This window comes from Methanosarcina sp. KYL-1, assembly GCF_024372725.1.
Lineage (GTDB): Archaea > Halobacteriota > Methanosarcinia > Methanosarcinales > Methanosarcinaceae > Methanosarcina.
Genome location: NZ_VOUA01000002.1, coordinates 149080 through 171167 on the forward strand (window position 1 = coordinate 149080; position 22088 = coordinate 171167).

At 45.0% G+C, this 22088-nt stretch carries 19 protein-coding genes and 1 pseudogene; 8 read left to right on the forward strand and 12 right to left on the reverse strand.

Going from position 1 to position 22088, the window contains the following annotated elements; translation table 11 throughout:
• Positions 1–179: 179 nt before the first annotated feature.
• Positions 180–785, forward strand: coding sequence for a hypothetical protein (locus tag FTO70_RS02680; RefSeq protein ID WP_255334152.1), 606 nt, complete (start codon positions 180–182; stop codon positions 783–785).
• Positions 786–1199: 414 nt separating this feature from the next.
• On the opposite strand, the gene FTO70_RS02685 is transcribed toward FTO70_RS02680, so the two are convergent.
• The 4 genes from FTO70_RS02685 to FTO70_RS02700 form a co-directional block, all read right to left on the reverse strand.
• Complete coding sequence (locus FTO70_RS02685; RefSeq protein ID WP_255334153.1) at positions 1200–1418, reverse strand: transcriptional regulator; 219 nt, start codon at positions 1416–1418, stop codon at positions 1200–1202.
• A gap of 175 nt (positions 1419–1593) precedes the next feature.
• On the reverse strand, positions 1594–2895 hold the full coding sequence (locus FTO70_RS02690; protein WP_255334154.1) for an ATP-binding protein: 1302 nt from the start codon (positions 2893–2895) through the stop codon (positions 1594–1596).
• 447 nt (positions 2896–3342) lie between these two features.
• Complete coding sequence (locus FTO70_RS02695) at positions 3343–4464, reverse strand: DUF362 domain-containing protein (protein WP_255334155.1); 1122 nt, start codon at positions 4462–4464, stop codon at positions 3343–3345.
• A 131-nt stretch (positions 4465–4595) separates the two neighbouring features.
• Complete coding sequence (locus tag FTO70_RS02700) at positions 4596–5003, reverse strand: ArsR family transcriptional regulator (protein ID WP_255334156.1); 408 nt, start codon at positions 5001–5003, stop codon at positions 4596–4598.
• A 261-nt stretch (positions 5004–5264) separates the two neighbouring features.
• On the opposite strand from FTO70_RS02700, the gene groES reads away from it, so the two are divergent.
• Positions 5265–5543, forward strand: coding sequence for a co-chaperone GroES (groES, locus tag FTO70_RS02705; protein WP_255334157.1), 279 nt, complete (start codon positions 5265–5267; stop codon positions 5541–5543).
• 169 nt (positions 5544–5712) lie between these two features.
• The gene (groL, locus tag FTO70_RS02710) at positions 5713–7323 is read left to right on the forward strand and encodes a chaperonin GroEL (protein WP_255334158.1); all 1611 of its coding nucleotides are present in this window, start codon (positions 5713–5715) and stop codon (positions 7321–7323) included.
• Here the strand turns inward: groL and FTO70_RS02715 are convergent.
• On the reverse strand, positions 7316–7540 hold the full coding sequence (locus FTO70_RS02715; RefSeq protein ID WP_255334159.1) for a hypothetical protein: 225 nt from the start codon (positions 7538–7540) through the stop codon (positions 7316–7318). The two genes, groL and FTO70_RS02715, sit on opposite strands and share 8 nt — an antisense overlap.
• 124 nt (positions 7541–7664) lie before the next feature.
• Between FTO70_RS02715 and FTO70_RS02720 the strand changes: the two genes are divergently transcribed.
• From FTO70_RS02720 to FTO70_RS02735, 4 genes are all read left to right on the forward strand, one after another.
• Complete coding sequence (locus FTO70_RS02720) at positions 7665–8498, forward strand: ribonuclease H family protein (RefSeq protein WP_255334160.1); 834 nt, start codon at positions 7665–7667, stop codon at positions 8496–8498.
• 247 nt (positions 8499–8745) lie between these two features.
• A complete protein-coding gene (locus FTO70_RS02725; RefSeq protein ID WP_255334161.1) occupies positions 8746–9432 on the forward strand; it encodes a queuosine precursor transporter in 687 nt (228 codons plus the stop codon).
• 139 nt (positions 9433–9571) lie between these two features.
• Positions 9572–10207 carry a hypothetical protein gene (locus tag FTO70_RS02730; RefSeq protein ID WP_255334162.1) on the forward strand — a complete coding sequence of 212 codons (636 nt, stop codon included), beginning with the start codon at positions 9572–9574 and terminating at the stop codon, positions 10205–10207.
• A gap of 185 nt (positions 10208–10392) precedes the next feature.
• Complete coding sequence (locus tag FTO70_RS02735; RefSeq protein ID WP_255334163.1) at positions 10393–11577, forward strand: pyridoxal phosphate-dependent aminotransferase; 1185 nt, start codon at positions 10393–10395, stop codon at positions 11575–11577.
• A 48-nt stretch (positions 11578–11625) separates the two neighbouring features.
• Here the strand turns inward: FTO70_RS02735 and FTO70_RS02740 are convergent, their stop codons facing one another.
• From FTO70_RS02740 to FTO70_RS02770, 7 genes and pseudogenes are all read right to left on the reverse strand, one after another.
• Complete coding sequence (locus FTO70_RS02740) at positions 11626–12480, reverse strand: PEGA domain-containing protein (RefSeq protein ID WP_255334164.1); 855 nt, start codon at positions 12478–12480, stop codon at positions 11626–11628.
• Between the two features lie 333 nt (positions 12481–12813).
• Entirely contained in the window at positions 12814–13596 is a 783-nt protein-coding gene (locus FTO70_RS02745; RefSeq protein ID WP_255334165.1) for a hypothetical protein, read from the reverse strand.
• A 288-nt stretch (positions 13597–13884) separates the two neighbouring features.
• Positions 13885–14349: pseudogene (locus FTO70_RS02750) on the reverse strand (IS1634 family transposase); the annotation flags it as partial.
• 254 nt (positions 14350–14603) lie between these two features.
• Positions 14604–19151, reverse strand: coding sequence for a cobaltochelatase subunit CobN (locus FTO70_RS02755; RefSeq protein WP_255334166.1), 4548 nt, complete (start codon positions 19149–19151; stop codon positions 14604–14606).
• Between the two features lie 259 nt (positions 19152–19410).
• The gene (locus FTO70_RS02760) at positions 19411–19791 is read right to left on the reverse strand and encodes a DUF2149 domain-containing protein (protein ID WP_255334167.1); all 381 of its coding nucleotides are present in this window, start codon (positions 19789–19791) and stop codon (positions 19411–19413) included.
• 2 nt (positions 19792–19793) lie between these two features.
• Positions 19794–20420 (reverse strand): MotA/TolQ/ExbB proton channel family protein, encoded by a 627-nt coding sequence (locus FTO70_RS02765; RefSeq protein WP_255334168.1) that lies wholly within the window; start codon positions 20418–20420, stop codon positions 19794–19796.
• Positions 20417–21094 (reverse strand): DUF2162 domain-containing protein, encoded by a 678-nt coding sequence (locus tag FTO70_RS02770; protein ID WP_255334169.1) that lies wholly within the window; start codon positions 21092–21094, stop codon positions 20417–20419. Before FTO70_RS02770 ends, FTO70_RS02765 begins: the two co-directional genes overlap by 4 nt.
• 445 nt (positions 21095–21539) lie before the next feature.
• Between FTO70_RS02770 and FTO70_RS02775 the strand changes: the two genes are divergently transcribed.
• Positions 21540–22085, forward strand: a complete 546-nt coding sequence (locus FTO70_RS02775; RefSeq protein ID WP_255334170.1) for a helix-turn-helix domain-containing protein — start codon at positions 21540–21542, stop codon at positions 22083–22085.
• Positions 22086–22088 lie beyond the last annotated feature (3 nt).

Here is a 22088-nt window from a genome sequence, read left to right on the forward strand (position 1 = left end):
TCTTTTACTTTCTCCTTATTCTGTCTTCTTTATATATTTGACTATGTGCATCTTCTTTTGCCTTTGGCCGTAATAGTTTAATTCCACGCCGTCTCTATCATTTCTAAAACCTAAATTGACCATTTCATTAATCGTATTATCCTTATCACATCTTCCAGAAGCTTCACCGCGGTATTCACATGAAACGCAACTCAAAGGAATGGAAGGAAAAAAGGGCCGAATTCCTGAAAGGTAAGACCTGTGCCTGGTGCGGCTCTTCCAAACACTTACGTGTCCATAACCCTCAGGCAGCTTCCAGTTCTCCCTCCAGAATACGTTCTGAGATTTACGGAATCGCCTATGAGCAGTTCAGGGAGATCTACAGGCAGAAATATCAGAAATTTGAAGTCATCCTCACAGGCAAACACCGCCATAAAAGTCATCCCAACTGGCACAGGACGTCGACGGTACACAAAATCGAGCCTGACCACGCCGGCCTTGAAGAACAGTACAGAGAGGTCATGGTTGAAGATACCCAGGAGGGAAATTTCAAAAAGCTCTACAACGAATGGCTTGAAGAGAACAGGGTAAAGGAGCTGATTGAAGAAGAGATTGAAAAAGCCCAGGAAGAATACGAGTCCCTGGAAAATGCCCTTGTTCTCTGCCGGCGCTGCCATTTCGCTATCCTCAGGGGGATGGAGCTCTGCCCTGTTTGTAAGAAAAAATATAAGTCTGTGCGGTATGATACCTGTTTTGACTGCCTGCCTGAGGAGAAGAAGGGAGAGATTCTGGAAAAAAAGCGGTAATTGACAGGTTTGAGCGGGAAAGTGAAGGAAAAGAAGGCGACATGTAAGTACCCGGGGTATGCTCGAGTCTTGAGTCAGTTTTATGTAAAGTATATCCATGCAGGATATGTTAGCTGGATGGTTATAACCTGATAATTGGCTGGATGATTCTTATGAGAAACACTCTCTTTAACTTTGTTTACCTTACTGGATGATTATAACCTGATAATTTATCTCTTTTATCTCGTTTATATTCCATTGTCAATTTGTAATAAGCAGCCAGAAGCTCTTCTTTTTGGAACTGGGATTATGAGCCGAATGGGATTGAAGCATACGAGGTTGTAGAGGGTACGGAAAGTAATTATGGTAGATTCTGATATTGTAATCAAATCTTATTAAAAATAGTTTGGAAACGGTTATTTTATTAGGTTTTGTTCAAAGTAGAGCCCACCCGCTTCCACCGCAGGCTCTGCAGATTCCTATTTCAGTGTGTCCTGATCCGTTGCATAGAGGACAGATCCTCGGGGGCTGGGCAACCAGTACGTTTCCACTTCCCCCGCAGGCTTCACAGGTCTTGCCTTCAGCGTGCCCCGCTCCCTTGCAGAGGAAACATTTTTCCGGGGCATACTCCGTATCCGAGTAGGTATAGAGCATCTCATCACCTTTAGATTTACAGTCACAGGGGTGCTATTTCAGCAAAGGAAATCTTTCTATGCATATTTCTTTTGTTCTGGGATAAAAGGGCTTTCATCCTGACTAAATAGAAAAAATTATAATCTGATTGCCGGATTCCTCATTCTTTACAGGCCTTTTCGTATGCTGCAGGGCCTCAATTTGAATCCAGCAGCCACTTCCACAGTGGAATATATTTTATTCCATCTTCTTCCTTTTCGGTGTCCTTGGTGATCAAAACCAGTTCCTTCACATCTGCCCCGAAAGCCTTTGAGAAGGCCAAAATGGGTTTTATTTCTCCCGGTTCAATCCTGTCTTTATAGATCACACTCAATGCGGTAAGCTTTCCGTCATCATCCTCCATGACAAAATGGGCTCCCTCCTTTCCGTTTTCCCAATAAAATGCTTCGCATCCTCTTCTCATAAGTTCAATGTATACCAGATTTTCAGCCAGTTTGCTTTCAGACTCAAAAACCTCGGAGGCAACTGAATTCCTGAGTCCGTTGTCTATACAATATATTTTTTTATTTTTCCTTCCTCCTGTTTTTCCTGATGGGTTGAAAGCCTGGACTTCGAAGAGCAAGTTTGCCTGTCCTGAATAGTAAATATATTCTTTAAGGGTGGAAAAATCCAGCTTTAGCAGGTTTCCCAGCTGCCTGTATGAGTAGGAATCTGTGAAATCGGAAAGGAGGTGACAGACAAGTTCTTGAAGTACACTGGCATTCCTTACTTCACTCCGGAGGACGATGTCCCGATACATGATTCCGTCAAAATGCCCCTGCAAATGTTCTTTTTTGAGAATTTCTTCTTTTTCAAGCACAACTCTGGGAAAGCCTCCCTCATGCAGGTAAGTTTTCAGTAAATTCATTATCCTGTATTTGTTTTCTTTAAGGGCTTCCTCGGTGTTCAGTTTTGTTCCGGGAAGCACCTCCCTAAAAAGGAGGTATTCTGAAAAATCAAGGGGAAATACCTGGATTTTTTGGTATCTCCCATACATGAGGGCCATGAGTTTGCAGTCAAGAAGTCTGGATGGAGAAACCGAGAGTATGATCCTGTGTTCATTTATTTTTTGAAGGGCCTGAATCTCTTCTTCCCACCCCTGAAGGTTCTGGACTTCGTCAAATATAAGGCAGGTCCCTTTTTCGCTGCAGACATCTCTTCTGTACGCTTCAAGGACCTCTTGCAGGGGGTTTTCAAGAAAAACAAAAGCAGGGTTTTCAAAGTTGACAAAAAGGATTTTCTCCGGAGGTACCTTCTCCGTTTCTATTAGTCCCCGGATCAGCTGGTACAACAGGGTGGTTTTACCTGAGCGCCTGACCCCGTTTAAGACGGTAAGGTCTCCATTTTCCAGGCACTTTTTTATTTTTATAATATATTTTTCCCTCTGAATTCCACTTTCAAATCCCCTATTAGCCCACCAGGGGTTTGATTCGGTAAGGATCTCCACCAGTTCAGGCATGATTTTTTTATTATGTCACAATTGTACATAAATTTGATGTTGATGGGTTTGTATACATTTCCCGGAAGGACATTATAAATGTGCAGCAGGGTTTGTGATCCTTTTTCCAAGCCTTAAAGGTGAAACCTCCGTTCCATGGTTCTGATTCTTGAATAATATCTTCTTTCTCAGTTTATACTATAGAATAGGCTAAATTTGACCGTTATGTTAATTTTGATTAGACATTCTTTGATTGTAAACCGATTTTGATTAGATATTCTATGATTGTAACCCAATACTAAACCCAAAATATATAGGTAAAAATATCATTTTTTGTAAAGTGGTATTGATCACAAAATACAATCGTGGACATTTTCGGTCGCAGGGGTAAGGTATTTACAACACATGAACAGAAAAGTTTCCCGATTTTCCAACTCCTGTAAGTTCCAGCCTTAAACCCGGAATCAATCAAAAGTCGCTGGTCAATAGCTTTGCCAGAAAGGACTTTTTCATCTCCACGGCATTATTCGGGCAGAGTTCACGGCAGCAGTAACAGAGGATGCACTTTTCAGGGTTGATCCGGAAACTTCCGTCTTCTGCTTGTTCTACGGCATGTGGGGAGCAGTTCAGATAGCAGGCCCCACAGCGGGTGCATTTTCTCTGGTTTATTTTCGGGTGTATCGTGAAGAATTTGCCGAGATGGCGGGTCAGGACGGGAGGGGCAGTGCTGATCCCTCCATGAGAGGGTTTGAATTTCATCCTGGCTTCTTTGAACGGGGTCCCCACCACAACAGGACAGTGGTTTCCAAAACCTTTTTTGAGGGCTCCGGCGGTTGTGGGGATTTTCAGGGGATCAAAGCCTATCAGTTCCGCCGCTACGATGTCAAGGGCCACGCAGTCAGGGCTTGCAAGGATCAAGCCCGAATTTATGGGGTCCCCGTGGGAAGGGCCTTTTCCCTCCATTCCCATGACCCCGTCCATGACGGCAAACCGGGGCCTGATTACGGAGTAAATGTCAGCGACGGCCTCTCCGAAAAGTTCACGTTTTCCCAGGTAGTGTGCTTTTTTTCTATAATTGAGAGGAAGGGCTCCGAAAAAATTCTTTACCGCTCCTGTGTAGTAGGTGAGCTCATGGGTTTTTAATTTCGGGAGGGAGATTACAACATCGGCTTCAAGGACGGGCTTTGCAAGATAGAGTTCCCTGAACTGCAAGGGGTCAGGGACCTTTACTTTAGTAAAACCCGCTGTTTCAAAATTAACTACCTTTGCTCCGGCTTTTCGAGCAGCTTCTTCTATCCCTGAGGCTTTCAGGGCCTTTGCCGTGGCTCCGGGGTGGGAAATCCCTGCTCCGTCCCCTACAATCGGTTTACCTCCTGCCTCAAGCACAAATTCGCACATAGCAGCTACCACGGCCGGGTGGGTGGTGGCAGCAGCTTCCGGGGCTGTGGCTGCAAGGATGTTTGGTTTCAGAAGCACGCAGTCTCCCGGGTTGATTATGTCCTCGAGACCCCCGAGGAGATCCAGAGCTTCAGCTATTGCTTTTTTTGTATCCGAATAATCAGGGCAGCGGACTATTGAGACTTTGCTCATGCTTACTAAAAGAAATGGGCTTAATTATTGAATTTCTTTCCGGTTCCCATCCTTTTGTTCCTTTCTAAGGTGTAGTTTTTCTCTTAATTATTCCGCTTTTTCTTTTTCACCTGCCGGACCTTCCTGGCAGTTCACCTGTTTTTGAGCCCCATCAGGGTGTCTATTTCTTCGGCAATGCTTTCCAGTTCTTCCAGGATCCTCTCCGAATCCTTCCGCATTTCCTGGACTGAAGCTTTCAGGCTGCCTCCGCGCAGGTAAATCAGGCGTTTTTTCCTGTAAAGGAGGCCTGATTCATTAAGGTTTCTAAGGTGGTGGTTAACCCTTGAGGTTTTTATTTCCAGGTCCTCGGCAAGGGAGTCCGAAGAAATAATTTCCTCATTTGAGAGTTTTTCGAGCAGGTTGAAGATTATCCTTGTGGCGGTGTTTTCGGTGTCCCTTCCCGAAGAAAAGCCAAAGCTGTCGCAGAACCACTGGAGGTCTTCTTCCAGGCTTTTTATATTGGGTTTCTCAATGTTTTTCAGAGTTATCTGCTGAACCATCAAGGCTTATTTGGAAGTATCTTGTATATATATTTTCTTTATTTTTGTAGATATGATCTCGATTTTTTTAGCATCATGTTTATTTTTTCGGCAATTTTTAAATACAAGTTTTGCATTATATGCAGATAGTCGGGCACTCGGCTGCTTAATACGTTCATCAATCCGATACCTAGCTTGCAGGTGTCGGTGTACTTATTCGAAATCAGGTAGCAATATTTGGCGTTAACATAGCCACTTAAGCATTACAGGAGGAACATTAGAGTGATTATCAGACCCATAGGTGAACGTGTACTACTAAAGCACCAGAAGAAAGAAACAGTGACGAAAGGCGGGATCTATATCCCGGAGTCTGCACAGAAGGAAAAGAAGGAAGGGCTCGTTGTAGCTGTGGGGACCTTTGAGGATGGGAAGAACCTCCCCCTGAAAAAGGGCGACCGTGTGATCTACGGGGGGTACCAGGTTGACGAGATCGAAATTGATGAGGAAGAGTACATTTTTGTCGACTTCAAAGACATTCTGGCAATTGTAGTGGAAGACTGATGTTTAATATGCTGATTCCGAAGAACCTGCTGATTCCGAAGAACCTGCTGATTCTGAAGAACCTGCCAATTCCGAAGAACCCTGTGAATGAATGATAGAAAGGTATATCCAGATTTATTTCTGGAAAATGTTTGATCATAACTGCGATGAAAACTCAAGGTGATTGAAGATGACTTCAAAGCAGATCATGTTTGATGAAAGTGCGAGAAAAGCACTTTTAAACGGTGTGGACAAAGTCGCAAACACGGTCAAGATCACTCTCGGGCCAAAGGGGCGTTATGTGGTGCTGGACAAGAGTACAAAACCTGTTGTCACAAACGATGGGGTGACAATTGCAAAGGAAATTGAGCTGCACGACAAGTTCGAAAATATGGGGGCCAAGCTTGTAAAGGAAGTTGCTTCAAGGACCCAGGACAACACAGGAGACGGGACCACCACTGCGACCCTCCTTGCCCAGAGCATGATCCGCGAAGGGCTCAAAAACATCAGTTCCGGGGCAAATCCTATAGAGGTCAAGAAAGGGATTGAAATTGCAACCGAAAAGGTAGTTGAGCAGCTCAAGGGAAAGAGCGTTGAGGTAAGGGGCAAGGAAAACATAGTCCAGGTAGCTACGATTTCTGCAAACAATGACGAAGAAATCGGGAACCTTATCGCTGATGCAATGGAAAAAGTGGGTTACAATGGAGTCATTACCGTTGAAGACTCCAAAACCATGGAAACCAGTCTTGATGTAGTGGAGGGGATGCAGTTCGACCGGGGCTTTGTTTCCCCTTACATGGCTACGGACACTGAAAAGATGGTCTGTGAGTTTGACGAGCCCTACATCCTCATAACCGACAAGAAGATCGGAAGCATGAAGCAAATAGTCCCAGTACTCGAAAAGGTGGCTTCTGAAGGCCGCTCACTCCTTATCATTGCTGAGGACGTTGAAGGGGATGCCCAGGCTGCCCTTATTCTTAACATCATTCGCGGGGCTCTAAGAGTCTGTGCAGTCAAGGCTCCTGGCTTCGGAAACGAGAGAAAGGAGATGCTTGAGGACATTGCAGCCCTTGCCGGCGGGCAGGTCATCAGTGAAGAAAAGGGCATGAAACTTGAGGAGTTCGGTGACCACATGCTCGGCAGTGCCCGGAAAGTTACGGTTGATAACCAGAAGACCATAATTGTGGAAGGCAGGGGGGACAGGACCCGGATTGGGGAACGGGTCAGAGTCATAGAGTCCCAGGTAACTATTGCCGATACGGATTACAGGAAGACCGAACTTCGGAAGCGCCTGGCAAAGCTCAGTGGGGGGGTTGCCGTAATCAAGGTAGGGGCTGCAACAGAGACCGAATTAAAGGAGAAAAGAATGAGGATCGATGATGCCCTTAACGCCACAAAAGCCGCAGTTGAAGAAGGTGTGATCACCGGTGGTGGAATCAGCCTCTTCCGGGCAGCCTCAACCCTTGATGCCCTGAACCTTGAAGGGGACCGGCAGGTGGGGGTAAAGATCGTACAGAGGGCTATAGAAGAGCCTGTCCGTCAGATCGCCGCCAACGCAGGTAGGGAAGGGGCGGAGGTTGTGGCAACCATCAGGTCCGAGCCCAATGAACGCTTCGGGTACAATGCGAAGAAAGACGTCTTTGAAGACCTTTTCGAAGCAGGAGTAATTGACCCGACAAAGGTGGTCAGAAGCGGTCTCCAGAATGCAGCCTCAATCGCAGGCATGGTTCTCACCACGGAAGCCCTCGTAACAGACTTCGATGATGAAAAGGATGAAAGGGCCGCAGCAATCATTATCTGATTGCAACCTTTTTTCCTTTATCCCTTTTTTTCATTTTTCTTATCCCTTCTTCCCCATCTTTTCTGATTCTTCTCATCCCCTCTTCCCCATCTTTTCTGATTCTTCTCATCTCTTCTTCCCCATCTTTTCTGATTCTTCTCATCCCTTCTTCCCCATCTTTTCTGATTCTTTTCATCACTTCGCGCTTCTTCCCTTCCTTCACCTTTCCCTCAATCATCACAATATTTTTGTAAGATTATTCTTTATCAATACTCATATACGATCAGTACCCAATTCTCGTGCAATAGTTTGAGTTTAATTTCGTCACGGGATTTTTCTTTCAACAAAAGGTGAAAACTAGCATGCTTGAAGTCTACTGCGACTCTTCTTACAATGAAAATGAGGACTCATATATCGGCTGCACGGTGCTCCGGGACAGCAGGCAGATCCACCAGTCCACCACAAAGGTTCCGGCTGACCCCTCCAGCAACCTTGAATGCGAACTTGCAGCCCTTAATTTTGCCGTAGCCCTGGCTAAGATTTTTTCAGATGGAGAAAAGGAGCTTGTCATTTATAATGATTCCACGGAGGCTGTAAAAGCATTTCAGGCAAAAGGGCCTGAAATTGAAAAAGAGTTTTCCGAATCCGTAGCAAGGCTGAGTTTTGAATATATCCCAAGAGAAAAGGTGCGCCAGGCAACTGCTGACAGTCTCTCCAAAAAATTCCCTATCTATTTCCTGGACATACCTACCTTTGAGGTAGAGTCTTTTTCGAGAAGGGAAGATATTCTTTCCGATATTGCCCAAAAAGGAAGCAGTGTTTTTTATCTGGAAAAAGTAGAGGAAAAATCCACCAACAAAAAGACCTGCTACAGGGTGGTCATCCGCTCATTTGAAAAAATCCTGTCCGATGAGCTGCTTTACCTCATTAAAAAAGGAGGGGCCGGCACCCAGGTGAAGGCAGCAGAAGAAATAAGAAAAGACCTCGATGACCCCAAAATCCGCTCTTCCCTGGAAGCTAGGGGAGTCAGGCTTGAAAATTCCTACTTCCTGCTCACAGACGAAACCTGGGGGCTCAGAGGTACGGATTCCCGGGCCCATTCGATTCTGCCTTCCTCTGTACCCCACAGGGTTATCTGCGATGAAGTGGACAGGTCTCCTGAAAACCTTTTTCGGAGGGTTGAACGCTTCAGGTAACCTTCTTTATCGGGCTAATCCTCTGCCCACAAATTATTTTCCTGTGAATTTATAAATTTCCGGAGCTCCATATCTATAGGACCTACAGAAATCTTAACAAATTGTGAGCCTCAGACCCTCAAGATTGCCACTCAGAATTCTTACTTTCAACCCATAACCCATATCTTTACCTCACAACTCTATCTTCAACCCATAACCATACACTTTTCAACCCCATAGTCATACACTTAAAACCCTCTGAGAACCCATGAAAACTGCAGATTACAAGATACAGCTTTTGCTAACGGTATTTATCAGTTCCCTGCTCATAGGAAATCTTCTTGGCAGCAAGCTGATTAACGTATTCGGTATCGTAACGTCAGTAGGTGTTTTTGGATACCCTCCGACTTTCCTTATTACAGACATAGTGGAAGAGGTCAAGGGAAGGGAAGTCACCAGAGTCTTTGTGAATGCTGGCTTCCTGTCCCTTTGCATTGCAGTGTTTTTCGTATTTGTAAGTACGGGCTTGCCTCCGGCTTCCGTGTATCTAAATAATGAAGCATATAACAGCGTCTTTTCAAATTCCATGCGCATTATTTTGGCTAGCATGACTGCTTTTCTCATAAGCCAGTACCATGACCTCTGGGCCTTTAATTTCTGGAAGCAGAAGACCAACGGCAGACACCTCTGGCTAAGGAACAACCTCTCCACAATCGTTTCCCAGCTTATTGATTCTACCGTGTTCATGTTTATCGGTTTTTATCACCTGACTCCAGGGCTGGATGCCTTCTATGTCCTTTCTATGGTCCTGCCCCTCTGGGTCCTTAAAGTCTGTTTTGCCCTTCTTGATACGCCTTTTGTGTATCTTGGAGTCAGGTGGCTTTCCGCCGAAGGCCCGAAAAGAGCGGGCGATGCTGGCATAGAGGACGGGAGGATAAATCCGAGTAAAGGTTAAAACAAAAGTAGCGTCAAAGTAAAAGAGCGCCAAAATAAAAGTAGTGAGTGGAAATAGTTTAAGTTTCCCTGCATCCAGGAGTCGGCTCCCCAATATTTATGGGCAATCCAGTCCTATACATAATGGGGGTGCTAAAACCGTGGTAAAACATCCTGAGATTGAAGAGGGGCAGATATATTCGAAAATTCAGCCTGATTTAAAAAGGGAGTCCGGAGGAAAAGAAGGTTTGCAGGGAATCTCCGGAGATGAAAAGGGGGCCGATCCCATGCAGTTTTCAGGAACCGAATTCTGCGGCTCCTGTCTTGAGATGCCAGAAGAGCAGCGCAAAACTATGATCCTGAAAATCCAGCAGGTGGCTGAAAGGGTTCTGAGAGCCCACGGTGTAATCAGGAGGATTGAAGACCTTCTGAAAGGGGAGTGGTTCCTGAAACTCGGGAAGCCCGGATTTGAAAAGAAATTTGTGATCGCAAGGTCAGGAGAAGAGATTTTTGTGGGGCTTTACAGTTATTCGGATGATACTCCTATTCCCGACCCCAACCTTGTTTTGCTTTCACAAAACGGGTTCTGGTATCCCCAGCGAATCGAGGAACAGTTTGATGAAACGGTCTGTTCCTTTTTCACCGGGGCGTATGGGGATTACGAGTATCTGAATGTGATCCCTGAAAACCTTGAAAAGTTCCAGGTGTTCCAGAGGGATTTTGCAAGAGTTCTCATGGAACAGGGCTGGGAAGGGCCTGAGGTGGAAGTGATTGAAAAGATCATGCCAAAAAACTGATTTCATCTCAGGCATGTCCTTTTCGGATTTTTTTCTATTTTTGGGTCCATTTCTTCGTCCAAAATTTTTCCTTTTTCCATTTTCTCCACAGAATATATAAATCTTGAAAGCATACGCAAATTCAGGTATATTTATCGCTTCTACATCGATCGCTTTTACGTTAATCACTTTTCAGAAGGTCTTCTATGTTTTCGAAGAAATCCGAATGCATCTTATCAAAAAAATCCGAGGATATTCCCCCTTTCTACGTAATGGAGGTGCTGGAAAGTGCCCAGGCCCTGGAAGCTGAGGGGAGAAACATCATCCACCTGGAGATAGGGGAACCAGATTTCCCTACGGCCCCTCACATCTGCGAGGCAGCATGCACCGCAATCACCCATGGGTCTACGAAATACACACACAGCCAGGGGATCCTTCCTCTCAGGGAGGCAATAGTCGAATCCTACCGGAAGAAGTTCGGAGTCGACCTGAGCCCCGAGCAGGTGATCGTTACTTCCGGGACAAGCCCGGGCCTTCTGATGGTGTTCATGGCCCTGCTTGAGCGGAGGGACGAGGTGATTATGTCCAACCCTTACTACGCCTGCTACCCCAATTTTGTGAAATACCTTGGCGGGACCCCGGTCTATGTCTACACAAGTGAAACAAACGGTTTTGCCCTTGACCCTGAGACTGTGCGGCAGTACCTGAGCCCCTACACCAAAGCAATTCTCATCAACAGCCCCTCAAACCCAAGCGGCCATGTCATGTCCTCGGAAAGCCTGCAGGGCCTTGCCGAAATAGCGGATGAAAGAGGCATTCCCATCGTCTCCGATGAGATCTACCAGGGCCTGATCTACAGTGGGGAAGAGCACAGCATCCTGGAATACACGGACAACGCCTTCGTCCTGAATGGCTTTTCCAAACTTTATGCAATGACCGGCTGGAGGCTAGGGTATATCATCTGCCCAAGGGAATGCATCCGTGCGCTTCAGAAAATTCACCAGAACTTCTTCATCTGCGCTAATTCTTTTGTCCAGGAAGCCGGAGTAGCAGCCTTAAAAGGCCCCCAGGACCATGTGGCTGAGATGGTCCAGACCTATAATGTGCGTCGCCAGTACATGCTCAAGAGGCTAATAGGCATGGGCCTGGACGTCCGCAGTGAACCCATGGGTGCCTTCTATGTCCTTGCTGACGCCCGCAAGTTCAGCAACGACTCCCTGGAACTGAGCCGCCGCATCCTCAACGAAGCCGGAGTCGCAGTAACTCCTGGAATCGACTTCGGAAACGGGGCAGAAGGCTACCTGCGCTTCTCTTATGCCAACAGCCTTGAAAACATAAAAGAGGGTATGGACCGGCTCGAAGCCTTCTTAGAAAAAGAGTTTGAGGGTTAAAAGAAAAATAATATTTTTCACTTTTTTTCTTACTCTTTCCAATTATTTTTAATATTTTTCTCTCTTTTTGACGGTATACCTGAATTCCGGTTCGGGCATTTTTTCCAGTTCAACAAGTTTGATAGGTTCTGCTCCTGCTTCTACTTTCACTTTCCCTGGGCTTTCTTCCTCTCTGAAGGAAGAGGTTTCCCGTTTTTTCCCTTTCTCTTTCTTTTCTCTTTTCCCAACTGTCCTGAGTTTCTGTTCGTATTTTTCCAGTGAGCCGTTCCCAACTGGGAGCTTAATTTCCGGAATCTCCGGCTTCTTTTTTACGAATACGACACCTACAAATAGGATCAGGGCAGTGGCAAGGTATACGAAAATGCTCGGATGAAGCTCTTCCTTAAGTATGAAAGGCTCATCGTAGGAAACGTTCACTTCTTTTGAAACCGTCCCGTACCCGGTTTTCTTGATTTTTAACGGGTATGTCCCCTCCTCTGTATGGAAGGCCACAGGTGTGGTTCCTTTGTATTTCCCATCAAAGTAAACTCTTGCCCCGCTGGGCTTGGAAGAAATGCTGCAGACTCCCTCTTTAAGGCTGAGCTTTTTTGAGATTACTTCCGGTTCTCCGGCTCCTTTAACAAGAACGCGCTCGAAGACGTCGTTATATCCCTCCTGCTTCAGTACCACTTCATAGAATCCTGATGGTACATCGGTTAGCCGGGCGGGGGTAGTTCCCATTAATACGCCATTTATGTATATTTCTGAGCCGTTGGGGATAGTTATTATTTCGATTTTCCCTGAATCAGCCGCTTCTTTGACTGCATTTTTGAGCTCTTCATCTGTGGATGTGTTCTGCTGAATGGTTAAATTCTCCCCACTTCCCATCTGGGCGGGGATGGCTGCAGACGTATCGGCGAGCACATTTACTACTGATAGAGAAGTGAGGATCAGGAGAATGAAAATTAAGCTGGCAAGGGGTTTTTTGAAGCCTCTCAGTTTCAGATTAGATTTGCGGTTTATTAAAGATCCCTTCGTTTTGAGCAATTGATATCCGTAACTATCTTTATTTGATATTTTCAGTTAATATCCTGGTTGATATGACATCCTGATTGATATCCGATTACTCACTTCTATTAAACATATTCATAATATATTCAGGTCTACTACCCGGTTATTTTTTCTTATCTTATATATTTATATCTCCTTCTCTTTTGATCCTGTTTTCAGGATTTGAGATTCTGCAATTCATGTCCCCTATTCTGCTGCAACAGTTTCCATCTTTTCGAAATCATGAAGGCTTCTCTGGTTTATGATATCTTTTTCCGGGCAGAATACCCCCATGACCATCCAGGTCCCGTACCTGTGGTGTGTCCCCATTATAAAGTATAATTCCTTCTCTTCCAGAAGGCCAAAGAGCTGTTCAAGTATCTTCTTTTCAATCACTCCCCCATCTCTTTCGCTCCTCATTATCTTACGCACGGTTTCGTTTAGTTCCCAGTCCAGCACGATGACTTTGTGTCCCCTGCAGGCTTCCTCTCCCTCGCACCTGAAAACGTACCTTATCTCCACCGGTATTTTGCCTCTTTCCCGCTTTTCCAGGAAATCCCCCATGAGGGAAAAGTACTGCTGCCTGTCGTGGACTTCGGTACTGTTTACCTTTACCTCAACATCCAGAATTTCAGGCTTCACAACCCCAAGGCTTGCCCCTTCGATATTCAACCTCTCCACTGACGTTGCCAGCGGCAGGATCAGCTCCCTTACTTCCCTGTCCTTCAGGGGCTGTTCCAGGTTCACATAGTCAAGCACCTTCCTGCTCTCCCATCTCAGGTCGTGCTCCGGCTTTGTAACCGTGACCTCCAGTCGATCGTTCTTTCCGAAATCAACCAGCCCTTCGCCATATCTGGATTTAAGGGGATACAGTCTCCTTAGTTCTCCTTCTTTGTTGATGCCGGTAACTCCTACAACGTGTCCATGCATTTTGCTTTTTTCCGGGGTTGCTTTGACAAGGACGATAATTTCCTCTTTTTCTCTTTTCAAGGGGGGACCTCGGTTGTTTTTTAGTAAGTGGGAAGTAGATTGTTTTTCAGGATATTAACCGTTGAGGAAGCGGGATGAAAGTATTCAAGGAGACGTTATCCTGAGTTTGTTGTTCTGACTTGACTTTCAAAGAAGAGGTTAAAATCAATATCAAGATACCCAATAAGTATAGTCCCCACCAACTAATATATCCTCTTGATATCGATTTACCTAATTATCCATAAATTTCCCCAAATACAGTAAAGAAACCAATCTGGCCTGTTTTGCATTCATCTCTTCCATCATCATCTCGATTTTCTTGCCGGTTTCATGATCTATGTATTTGTAGTGATTGAGGAAGTTTTGACAGGTAAGTTTGTGTGGAAAATCCCACAATAGCTTCAATGAGGAATTACTGAACCACTTCTGCATAGCATTCTCTGATAGTGCTCCATCACATCTTCCAATGATGTTTAAAAGGAGATATTCACCGACGGTTAAGCCTTCTATTTTCTCTTTGTTGGTGTGTTTGTTTACGGTTTCAATAAAGTTTAAGCCATCAGATATGGAGAGCATGGCTGCAGTTTTTCCATACTGGAAGGATTTTAGTTTGATGTATGGTAATTCTGCAGCCTGTTCATTTAGTCCCATGATTTTTTCTGCGGTTCCAAGGTAGATTTGCTTGGTACGTTTAACCTTTTCATCAACCAGCTTTCGCTCGGAGATATACCAACATTGTTTACCATCTTTATTTTTCCTTTCTAAAAAAACCATACAGTACTAAAGGGGACTATAATTCAAAAAAAATGATGATGGCGATTGATGATGAAAATTTAAAGAAAAATTTAAATTTTTAGAAATCTTTGAAAGTCAAGTTGAAGTAGTAATAGCCGACCGCATGTTTCCGATACAACTGCAAAAAAAGGAATATAAAAAAGGCAAGATGATTTAGGAATAAAAAATAATGCCTGTAAGCCCAAAAAAGAAAATACGGCGCATAATATCGCGCCGCTTTTCTGAAACATACCTTAAAACTTCTTTTTCCGCATCCCCAGATAGATTCCTCCTGCTGCTACGAGCACGAACAAAGTGCCCACTGCATCAGCACCTGAGAACGACATGCCACCGGACTCTTTTTCGACAGTCTCCTTTGTCATCTCATAGCCTTCAACGTAGTCGCTTGCCTGCTCCGAACCCTTTGAAGGTGCTGGAGCCTGCTCAACACTGGTCCCGTAGCCTGCATCAGATACGGCAGTCTGGTTGCCGGAATTGCTGCCGGTAGAATCTACCACAGTAGCACTTCCGGTGCTGTGGCTGCTGTGGCTGCTGCTGCTCGTACTGGACTGCACAGGCTCCCTCTGTGTTGCCTCCTGCATCAGCCTCTCGTATTCTTTTGCAGTATCCGGGTCGACAACACCCGGGACAGACATAACACCCTGTATATATTCATCAAGCAGGGCATTGCCGCAGGTATGGTGACAGCAGGTGACGCCGTTTTCGACCACCGATTCCACATACTCACTCACGAGAGTTTGAATGACTTCGTCGGAAGCATCCCAGTAGCCTTTCCGGGAAACCTCCAGCAATTGTGCGGTGATGGACTGATAGTTATAGGCATTTTCCTTAAAGAACTCCTCAAGTCCGAGGTTTTGTGAATCCAGTACATAGGTCTCGTATATCTTCTGCCACGCAGAATCCGAAACCGTTTCAGGAGTTGTTACTTCCCACATCCATAGGAATTCAACAAACCTGTCCATCTCCTGGGCTCCTGCAAAGCCGCTTTCCATCATTCCCTCGATCCAGCTTGGATTGAAGTAACGGGTGGTCAGTTCCCGGGTCAGCACCGTACTTAATTTTTCCGTTACAAGATCGTTCGAGTCGATGAAATTGTTGACGTACAGATCAGGCGTCGCACCGGACACATCCCTTACTGCAAGTGCAAGTCCTCCTAGCCAGGATACGAAATCATCATTATCCACAAGACCCATGAGGTTGCTGGCATCTGATTTTACAGCTACATCAACTGTTCCCAGAATCGATTTAAACACATCTGTATTTGATTTGTCCCAAATGTCAACTCCATAGAAGTTGTCCAGATTGTCTATGAAGAGTTCAGCAAGCTTTGATTCGTCATCCCATGTTTCACTTGCTCCTATCGAATCCTCAAGCCCGGTTCCGTAAACACCTGACTGGCGGCTGACCACCCTGGATTCTGAAAGCAGCTTTGCTTCTTCCTCCGTATAGTTCTGCGCGATCAACTGTTGGTACATTGTTTCAGAATGCTGTTTCACATAGTTAGGATATGTGGAGTTTTCCGCATTTGCTGCAAGCCGTACAGCATAATCTATCATCTCCAGCTTATCAGGATACATATCCCTGTACAACCCGGATGATACGTAAAGAATGTCTATTCTTGGTCTTCCCAGCTCACTTTCAGGGATCACAGTAAAACCTTGCAGGTTAATCCTGCCATTTTTATCCCAAGCAGGTTCAACACCAAGCAGATACAAAACTTCAGCTTCTGTTATTCCTCTGTTGCGAATAAGCTCAGTCGAGAATGCAACAAAAGCTATGGTCTCCGGGTATGCCCCATCATGTTCTCCCTGATATAGCTCAATTGTCTGGTTTGCAATATTCACACCTGCCAGCCACTCGGCATATCCTGGTACAGTGCGTGAATCAAGTGAATAGAAATTGATACCTGTTGGCAGGGAATTGGGGCTTCTTATAGGATCGTTTCCACTATCCGGTTCAATATATCCACCATTCAGTGCACGGAGTATGTTTGGTATTTCCTGTTTACAATCAAGAATATTCTGATAGTATACGGCAGCCTGTTCAAGATATGTTGTCACGTTCGGATCTGTAGTTCCAAGTATCCGGTCCTGTGCATCAGTTACAGATGCGTTATTTAAGAGAACTTCTTCTAGCAAGAGGGTAGATACGTTCGCAGAGCTATTAATGGAATCAACAGTATCGATGTAATCATCTCCGAGCATTAAGCGTATCATGCCTATTGTTTGTTCCTCGGGTGGTTGTTCACCAAGGACATGCATGCCATATGGCATACTGGCCGTTTCGAGTGATTCCAGATAAGGTTCAAGGGAATCTTCGAGGAACGTATCAAATTCGGTTTCGGTCATATTGCTCAATGATTCCGTGTCCGTTCCGAGGGCGTCGACTATATTAAGCTCAGTGTATTCCTGAACTATGAGATTCCTGTATTGTGCCTTTATAATTTCATCAATGCTTACATCGTTGTACTGTTTGATGTAATCTGACAGGTTTTCGTAACCACCATATAATCTGGCTTCAATAATCGGCGAGGTCAAATGGTCCAAAATAAGTGCACTTCCACGTCTTTTTGCCTGTATTCCCTCACCTACATCGTCCATTATGTATGGATAGATTATCGGTACTTCTCCTGCCATCACTGCAGGCCAGTCATATCTGGACAATGCCACGTCTTTACCTGGTAGCCATTCCTGCGTACCGTGTGTTCCTAAATGCATTATGGCATCAGCTTCATACTCGTGCTGGAGCCACAGGTAATAGGCAAGGTACTGGTGATGCGGGGGAAGTGATGCGTTATGATATAAAGCATCTGCATCCTGGTCCCATCCTCTGGTCGGTTGCGGGCCGAGTATAATACTACCAAACTCGATGCGCGGGATAACGAAGTAGTTTCCGGATTCATTATTATATACCATTATCTCGCCGGGAGCCGGACCCCACTGGTCAATAATATCTTCCTGATTCTCTTCCGGAAGAGCACTGAACCATTTCATGTATTCCTCAACAGGCCACAGCACTACTTTCCCGGTGGCAACCATATTTTCAAGTTCCCCGGGTGCCCAGGTACCAATATTCCTTCCCTGAAGGATCATCAGATCCACAAGTTCGGTCTCGTTTGGAATTGGCTCTGTCCCGGTATCATATCCGGAAGCATTCATAGCTTCTACAAGATTGCAGAGACTCTCAGGCACATCCAGATACATTGCATTAAAGTTGTTTTTACCTCCGCCGTGGTTGTAATAAAGGATGGCAACCTTCTTTTCGGAATTAGGGGTTTCTCCAAGCCGCGCGTGATTGATACTGCGGGAAACCAGCCACTCAACATGATCTTCGAGAGGGTCAACATTGTATGTTACACCATCATCGTTTCTATTCTTCCAGCTGAGGATAATTGGTTCAAATATGCCTTCAAACTCCTGCAGAACTATATTACGGGCAATATCATCCGAGGATAAACCGATACCGGTGTTTTCCCAGTCTTCTTTTGAACCCTGATAGGTAGCACCGTTCGTATCATAAAAACAATTGATTCCGTGCAGTACAGGTACATTCATCATATTGAAATAATCAATTACCATCTCGGAGGTGATGTCTTTATTGGCCTGCCCAAGGGAATAGCCTCTCAGTGAAATAACAGCATCTACAACAGGAGTTCCGTTTGGCATGAAATACTCCAGTGAACTCATATCTTGGACATTGAATGAGGCAAACATTGCATTACATCCCCTTGATTCTATCTCACTGATAAGGGCATCTTCAACTTTAGAGGTGAGTGAGTCCGAAGGAACCTGATAATCCAGTATTCCTACGGTAATGTTATCAGGGTTGTATTTGCCGGTTGAAGCGTACCACTCCAGATACTCTTCAGTTGTCTGGTATATTTCAGGTGCGTCGGGATGATAAAAACCATATACGGACCTTGGCACCGGATCAAGTATTTCCAGCGGTGCGTCTTTGTAGGTGGCAGCAAGGAATATTGTGAGACGGCGCATGTTCTCCTCGCCTTTATACACCCAGTACTCTTCAATAGTTTCAAACTCCGTCGAAGATGTATTGACATTGCCAAAACCTTCTATTAAACTGGTATGTAGAGTTAGTACGGTAGCATTATTTTGTTCCATAGCCTCCGTCGAAAGGTACGTTGCAGATGATATCCAGTCGGAACTTAGCATTTCAAGCATGATGATGTATTCTGTGACCAGACTTGCTGGCATCTCATCTACTGAAGTGACTACATTGACCCGAACATATTTGCTTATCAGAGGATCATCATTTACCAGGAGTAAACCTGCTTTTACCCCGCTGGCACCTGTGATATATGTAATATTAATTCTATCTTCAGGTGGCTCTGGCAGATCATAGGAATTGGTAGAATTACCAAGTAAATAGTGATCCATGTAAAGTACCATGTTAGCAATATTCGAATCTCCGCCATACACCCAGTACTTTGTGAGATTATTGTCCGGTGTGTTTATAACGGACGAATTTGATAAATTATATCCGCAAACGACTGCACTTGCGTTTAGATTTAAATTCAAAAGAGTGCTGTCATTTAGTGAAGCAAGGAATACAACGCTTGCATTTGACAGATCAGGAACGTGTTCATGATCATAGATCTGGAGGTTAACCGAACTATTTGTTTTTGCATTTACAAGGAACTGATAATTTTCATCGGTTCCAAGAACAAAAGTCAGCTCATTAGAATTTGCGGATACAACAGTTGTTAATGAAACTAACAACAACAGGCTTAAGATTAATGTTGGTATGTGTTTATGTTGCATGTTATCTCCTCAATAATATGCAGGACATCCACCACTTTGCTTGCTGGCTGCTCGGGGATGCTGCCTTCAACTCATATTACCAAAAAATCCATCGTTTGATCATTCGCTTTCCTCGAAAATACCGAAAGCTCTCACTAATCCCATAGAATAAAGAGAACTTCCGGCAGGGGTTTTTTGTAAATAGAATTTAATTTCAATGCGAGGAACTAAAGTAAAGGTGTTTTAAATCAGATATAGTTGATTTAAATTTTGAAAAAAATTAATCCGAGGCAGATGTCTCGTTACCTTCAGCACTTTCAGGCACGTAGATAACCCTGCCGTCAGCCAGTTTATAAGCTGTCCCGAGAGCTTCTCCCGTCCCTCCTCCGATGTTATCGGTCATGTTCAGGACTTCAATGGGCCGCCCTTCTTCCTTGATAATGATTTTCATATCCTGAGCTCCCGGATTTTTCACGATTGTAATATCTTCATTGGGGTTCAGGAGTTCCGGGAGCTGGTAGGACATTACCAGGGCCACGAGCAGGGCCACGGAAAAGACCATTGCCACGTCGAAAAGGTTGGCAACCCCGGTAAGGGGGTTTTGCTCTTCAGGGTCTGCAAGGAGGCCCGTCCGGTGGTAGCGTCTTGATTTTCGTCTCATCCTTACTCTCCGGCTTTTTCTTCGATTGTGTCAAGGATGTAATCGATATCTGACATGTCTTCCCAGTACCAGCGCCTCCTGACCTGGGTCAGGACATAGCCGATGATTCCGGCAAACAGGCCGACGACCGTGGTGGCAAAAGCGATCATCAGGTTGTTTGCAAGTGTGGCAATGTCTCCGCTTGAAAGCCCGATAAGGGCCGGACCGAGAGGGATGAGGGTTCCCATGAGCCCGAGCATGGGGGAAATAGTTGCAACGATCTTCGTGTGCTCAAGGCGTTTGGCCATTCTGATTTCATAGTCCTCGGCAAGCCTTTCGATAGCCGGGAAGTTCAGGTCGTTAAGGTACTTCGAAGCTTCTTTTGAAAAGGAAGTTACCATATAGTTCTGTTTTATGTTCTCCAGAATCCCGGAAGCCTCCGAAAAGTTTGAATTCCGACACGCTTTCCTGAGACCTTTGCAATGTACTTCCAGACCGGCCCTGTCCCTGTGCCGCTTTGCGTACTCCGAGAGAAATTCCCCGATAAGAATCAGGGAGGAGAGCACAAGGAGCATCAGAACCAGGATTACCGGATAGAGCAGGGCTGAGGAAAAGGTATACATCATCTCAAAGAGAGGGCCCGTGCTCATTGTTCAGACCTCACATGCCCGAGGAAAAACCCTCCAAGAATAATGAGCCCCAGTATCAGGAGGGGAACCACTCCGGAACTGCCTCCGTCCAGAGCCGTAAGGTGCAGCTGTTTCGTTTTCATGTAGGCAGGGATAAGCAAAGCACCGAGGAGGTAATAGATCCCGATGAGCATCATGACGGTCCCCAGGGTCTCGGGGGTCTTGCCCATCTTCCTAAATAGGAGAGAAGAGCCTACAACCGCCACAAAAAAAGCAGTCCCTACAAGAAGTCCGATCTTCAGCCCTCCAATGTCGAGGGTAGAAGCCAGTAGCATGCAGGAGACTGCAAGAGCCGCAAGGCAGACAGGGCAGGGCATTGAGATAAAGAGGAAGGTGTGCCTTGAAACATCCCTACCGGAGTTCCATTTTTTCTGGGTGTAAATCCCGGCCCCAATAAGAAGCAGGGACACTAAGACATGAATTCCCATACCCATAGAAGAAATTTTTTCAAAACTATCCATGTTTATCCGGTCAACAACAGTTCCGAAAACCAGGGCCAAAAAGAAGTAACTGCTTCCGACTGCAAGGATTTCTCTCGTTTTGAGGTTTGAAAATCCGCAACCTAATCCAGTTTTAAGCCCGAAGATAAGGATACCTATTAAAATCCCAATAACAGTTAATGCCGCAGAGTCCATGTTATCTTCTGAGCATTTAGGATGGAATTAAATAAAAACTGGTTTTTGGCTAACGATCGTTAGTATTTATGCTAACGACACGTCAGATGACAGTGATTTTTCAGATTATTAACAGTTCACATCCTCCTACAAACCAGACATAAAGGAGAGAGGGAAGATTTTAAAAATTGTAATTAAAGAGGGGAAAAGAAGAATAAGACCCAATGAAAAAAAATAACAAGCGACTTGATGTTAAAAATAAATCAAGTTTTAACATAAATTATGCCACAATTAACCCCGTTAACATCCAGGCCATTGGGAGAGAAATGAGGGAACTAAAAACAAAATACAAGTAAATTTGATAAAATATGAAATTAAAAAGTGAATGAAAAGATGAAAAATAAATATTACTTGTGTTTAATTAAAGCAATAATTATAAGTAATGGAGGTAAAATAGGGACTCATTATGGTAGTAAGTTCCGTAAGAGATACAGGCATGAATGGAGGTGGTGAGAAGCTCTTCAAAGCGATCTCAAGCGACACCCGACTTTCCATTCTGGAACGCCTGAGTGAAGGGGACACACATATATCAGCCCTGGCGAGGGAACTCGGGATTTCCGTACCCGTGGCTGCCAGGCATGTGAAAGTCCTGGAAGAGGCTGAACTTGTGGAGAGGAAAAAATTAGGGAACCTGCACATGATCGGCATCAAGTTGAGCAACATCTATTCTTTTATGGACCACTTTGCAGAAAACCGGAAACTTGAGGTTGAACAGGGCACCACTCTCCTTGAAGCCCTGAAAAGCGTTGCCGCCGTTGAGGTAAGGAAAATGGGAGACCGGGTAAAGGTCGTCTCCACGGACGGGGAAGAAGGTTTTTACGTTTATGAAGTTGATGGGAAGTTCTCGGACAGGACCGTGGACGAATACGTTTTTTGCGAAGATGTGGTGGTGGAGTGGAAAAAACTGATCCCGATAACCAAAAAAAGGCTTTTTGTGAATATAAAGAGGTGAAGA

Excerpts from the sequence above, each read along its gene's own strand:
- FTO70_RS02725 (WP_255334161.1), top strand. The coding sequence starts at position 8,746 with ATGAAAACTGCAGATTACAAGATACAGCTTTTGCTAACGGTATTTATC.
- FTO70_RS02765 (WP_255334168.1), bottom strand. The coding sequence starts at position 20,420 with ATGAGCACGGGCCCTCTCTTTGAGATGATGTATACCTTTTCCTCAGCC.
- FTO70_RS02720 (WP_255334160.1), top strand. The coding sequence starts at position 7,665 with ATGCTTGAAGTCTACTGCGACTCTTCTTACAATGAAAATGAGGACTCA.
- FTO70_RS02760 (WP_255334167.1), bottom strand. The coding sequence starts at position 19,791 with ATGAGACGAAAATCAAGACGCTACCACCGGACGGGCCTCCTTGCAGAC.
- FTO70_RS02755 (WP_255334166.1), bottom strand. The coding sequence starts at position 19,151 with ATGCAACATAAACACATACCAACATTAATCTTAAGCCTGTTGTTGTTA.
- FTO70_RS02715 (WP_255334159.1), bottom strand. The coding sequence starts at position 7,540 with ATGATTGAGGGAAAGGTGAAGGAAGGGAAGAAGCGCGAAGTGATGAAA.
- FTO70_RS02775 (WP_255334170.1), top strand. The coding sequence starts at position 21,540 with ATGGTAGTAAGTTCCGTAAGAGATACAGGCATGAATGGAGGTGGTGAG.
- FTO70_RS02735 (WP_255334163.1), top strand. The coding sequence starts at position 10,393 with ATGTTTTCGAAGAAATCCGAATGCATCTTATCAAAAAAATCCGAGGAT.
- FTO70_RS02770 (WP_255334169.1), bottom strand. The coding sequence starts at position 21,094 with ATGGACTCTGCGGCATTAACTGTTATTGGGATTTTAATAGGTATCCTT.
- FTO70_RS02685 (WP_255334153.1), bottom strand. The coding sequence starts at position 1,418 with ATGCTCTATACCTACTCGGATACGGAGTATGCCCCGGAAAAATGTTTC.
- FTO70_RS02695 (WP_255334155.1), bottom strand. The coding sequence starts at position 4,464 with ATGAGCAAAGTCTCAATAGTCCGCTGCCCTGATTATTCGGATACAAAA.
- FTO70_RS02680 (WP_255334152.1), top strand. The coding sequence starts at position 180 with ATGAAACGCAACTCAAAGGAATGGAAGGAAAAAAGGGCCGAATTCCTG.
- groL (WP_255334158.1), top strand. The coding sequence starts at position 5,713 with ATGACTTCAAAGCAGATCATGTTTGATGAAAGTGCGAGAAAAGCACTT.
- FTO70_RS02700 (WP_255334156.1), bottom strand. The coding sequence starts at position 5,003 with ATGGTTCAGCAGATAACTCTGAAAAACATTGAGAAACCCAATATAAAA.
- FTO70_RS02690 (WP_255334154.1), bottom strand. The coding sequence starts at position 2,895 with ATGCCTGAACTGGTGGAGATCCTTACCGAATCAAACCCCTGGTGGGCT.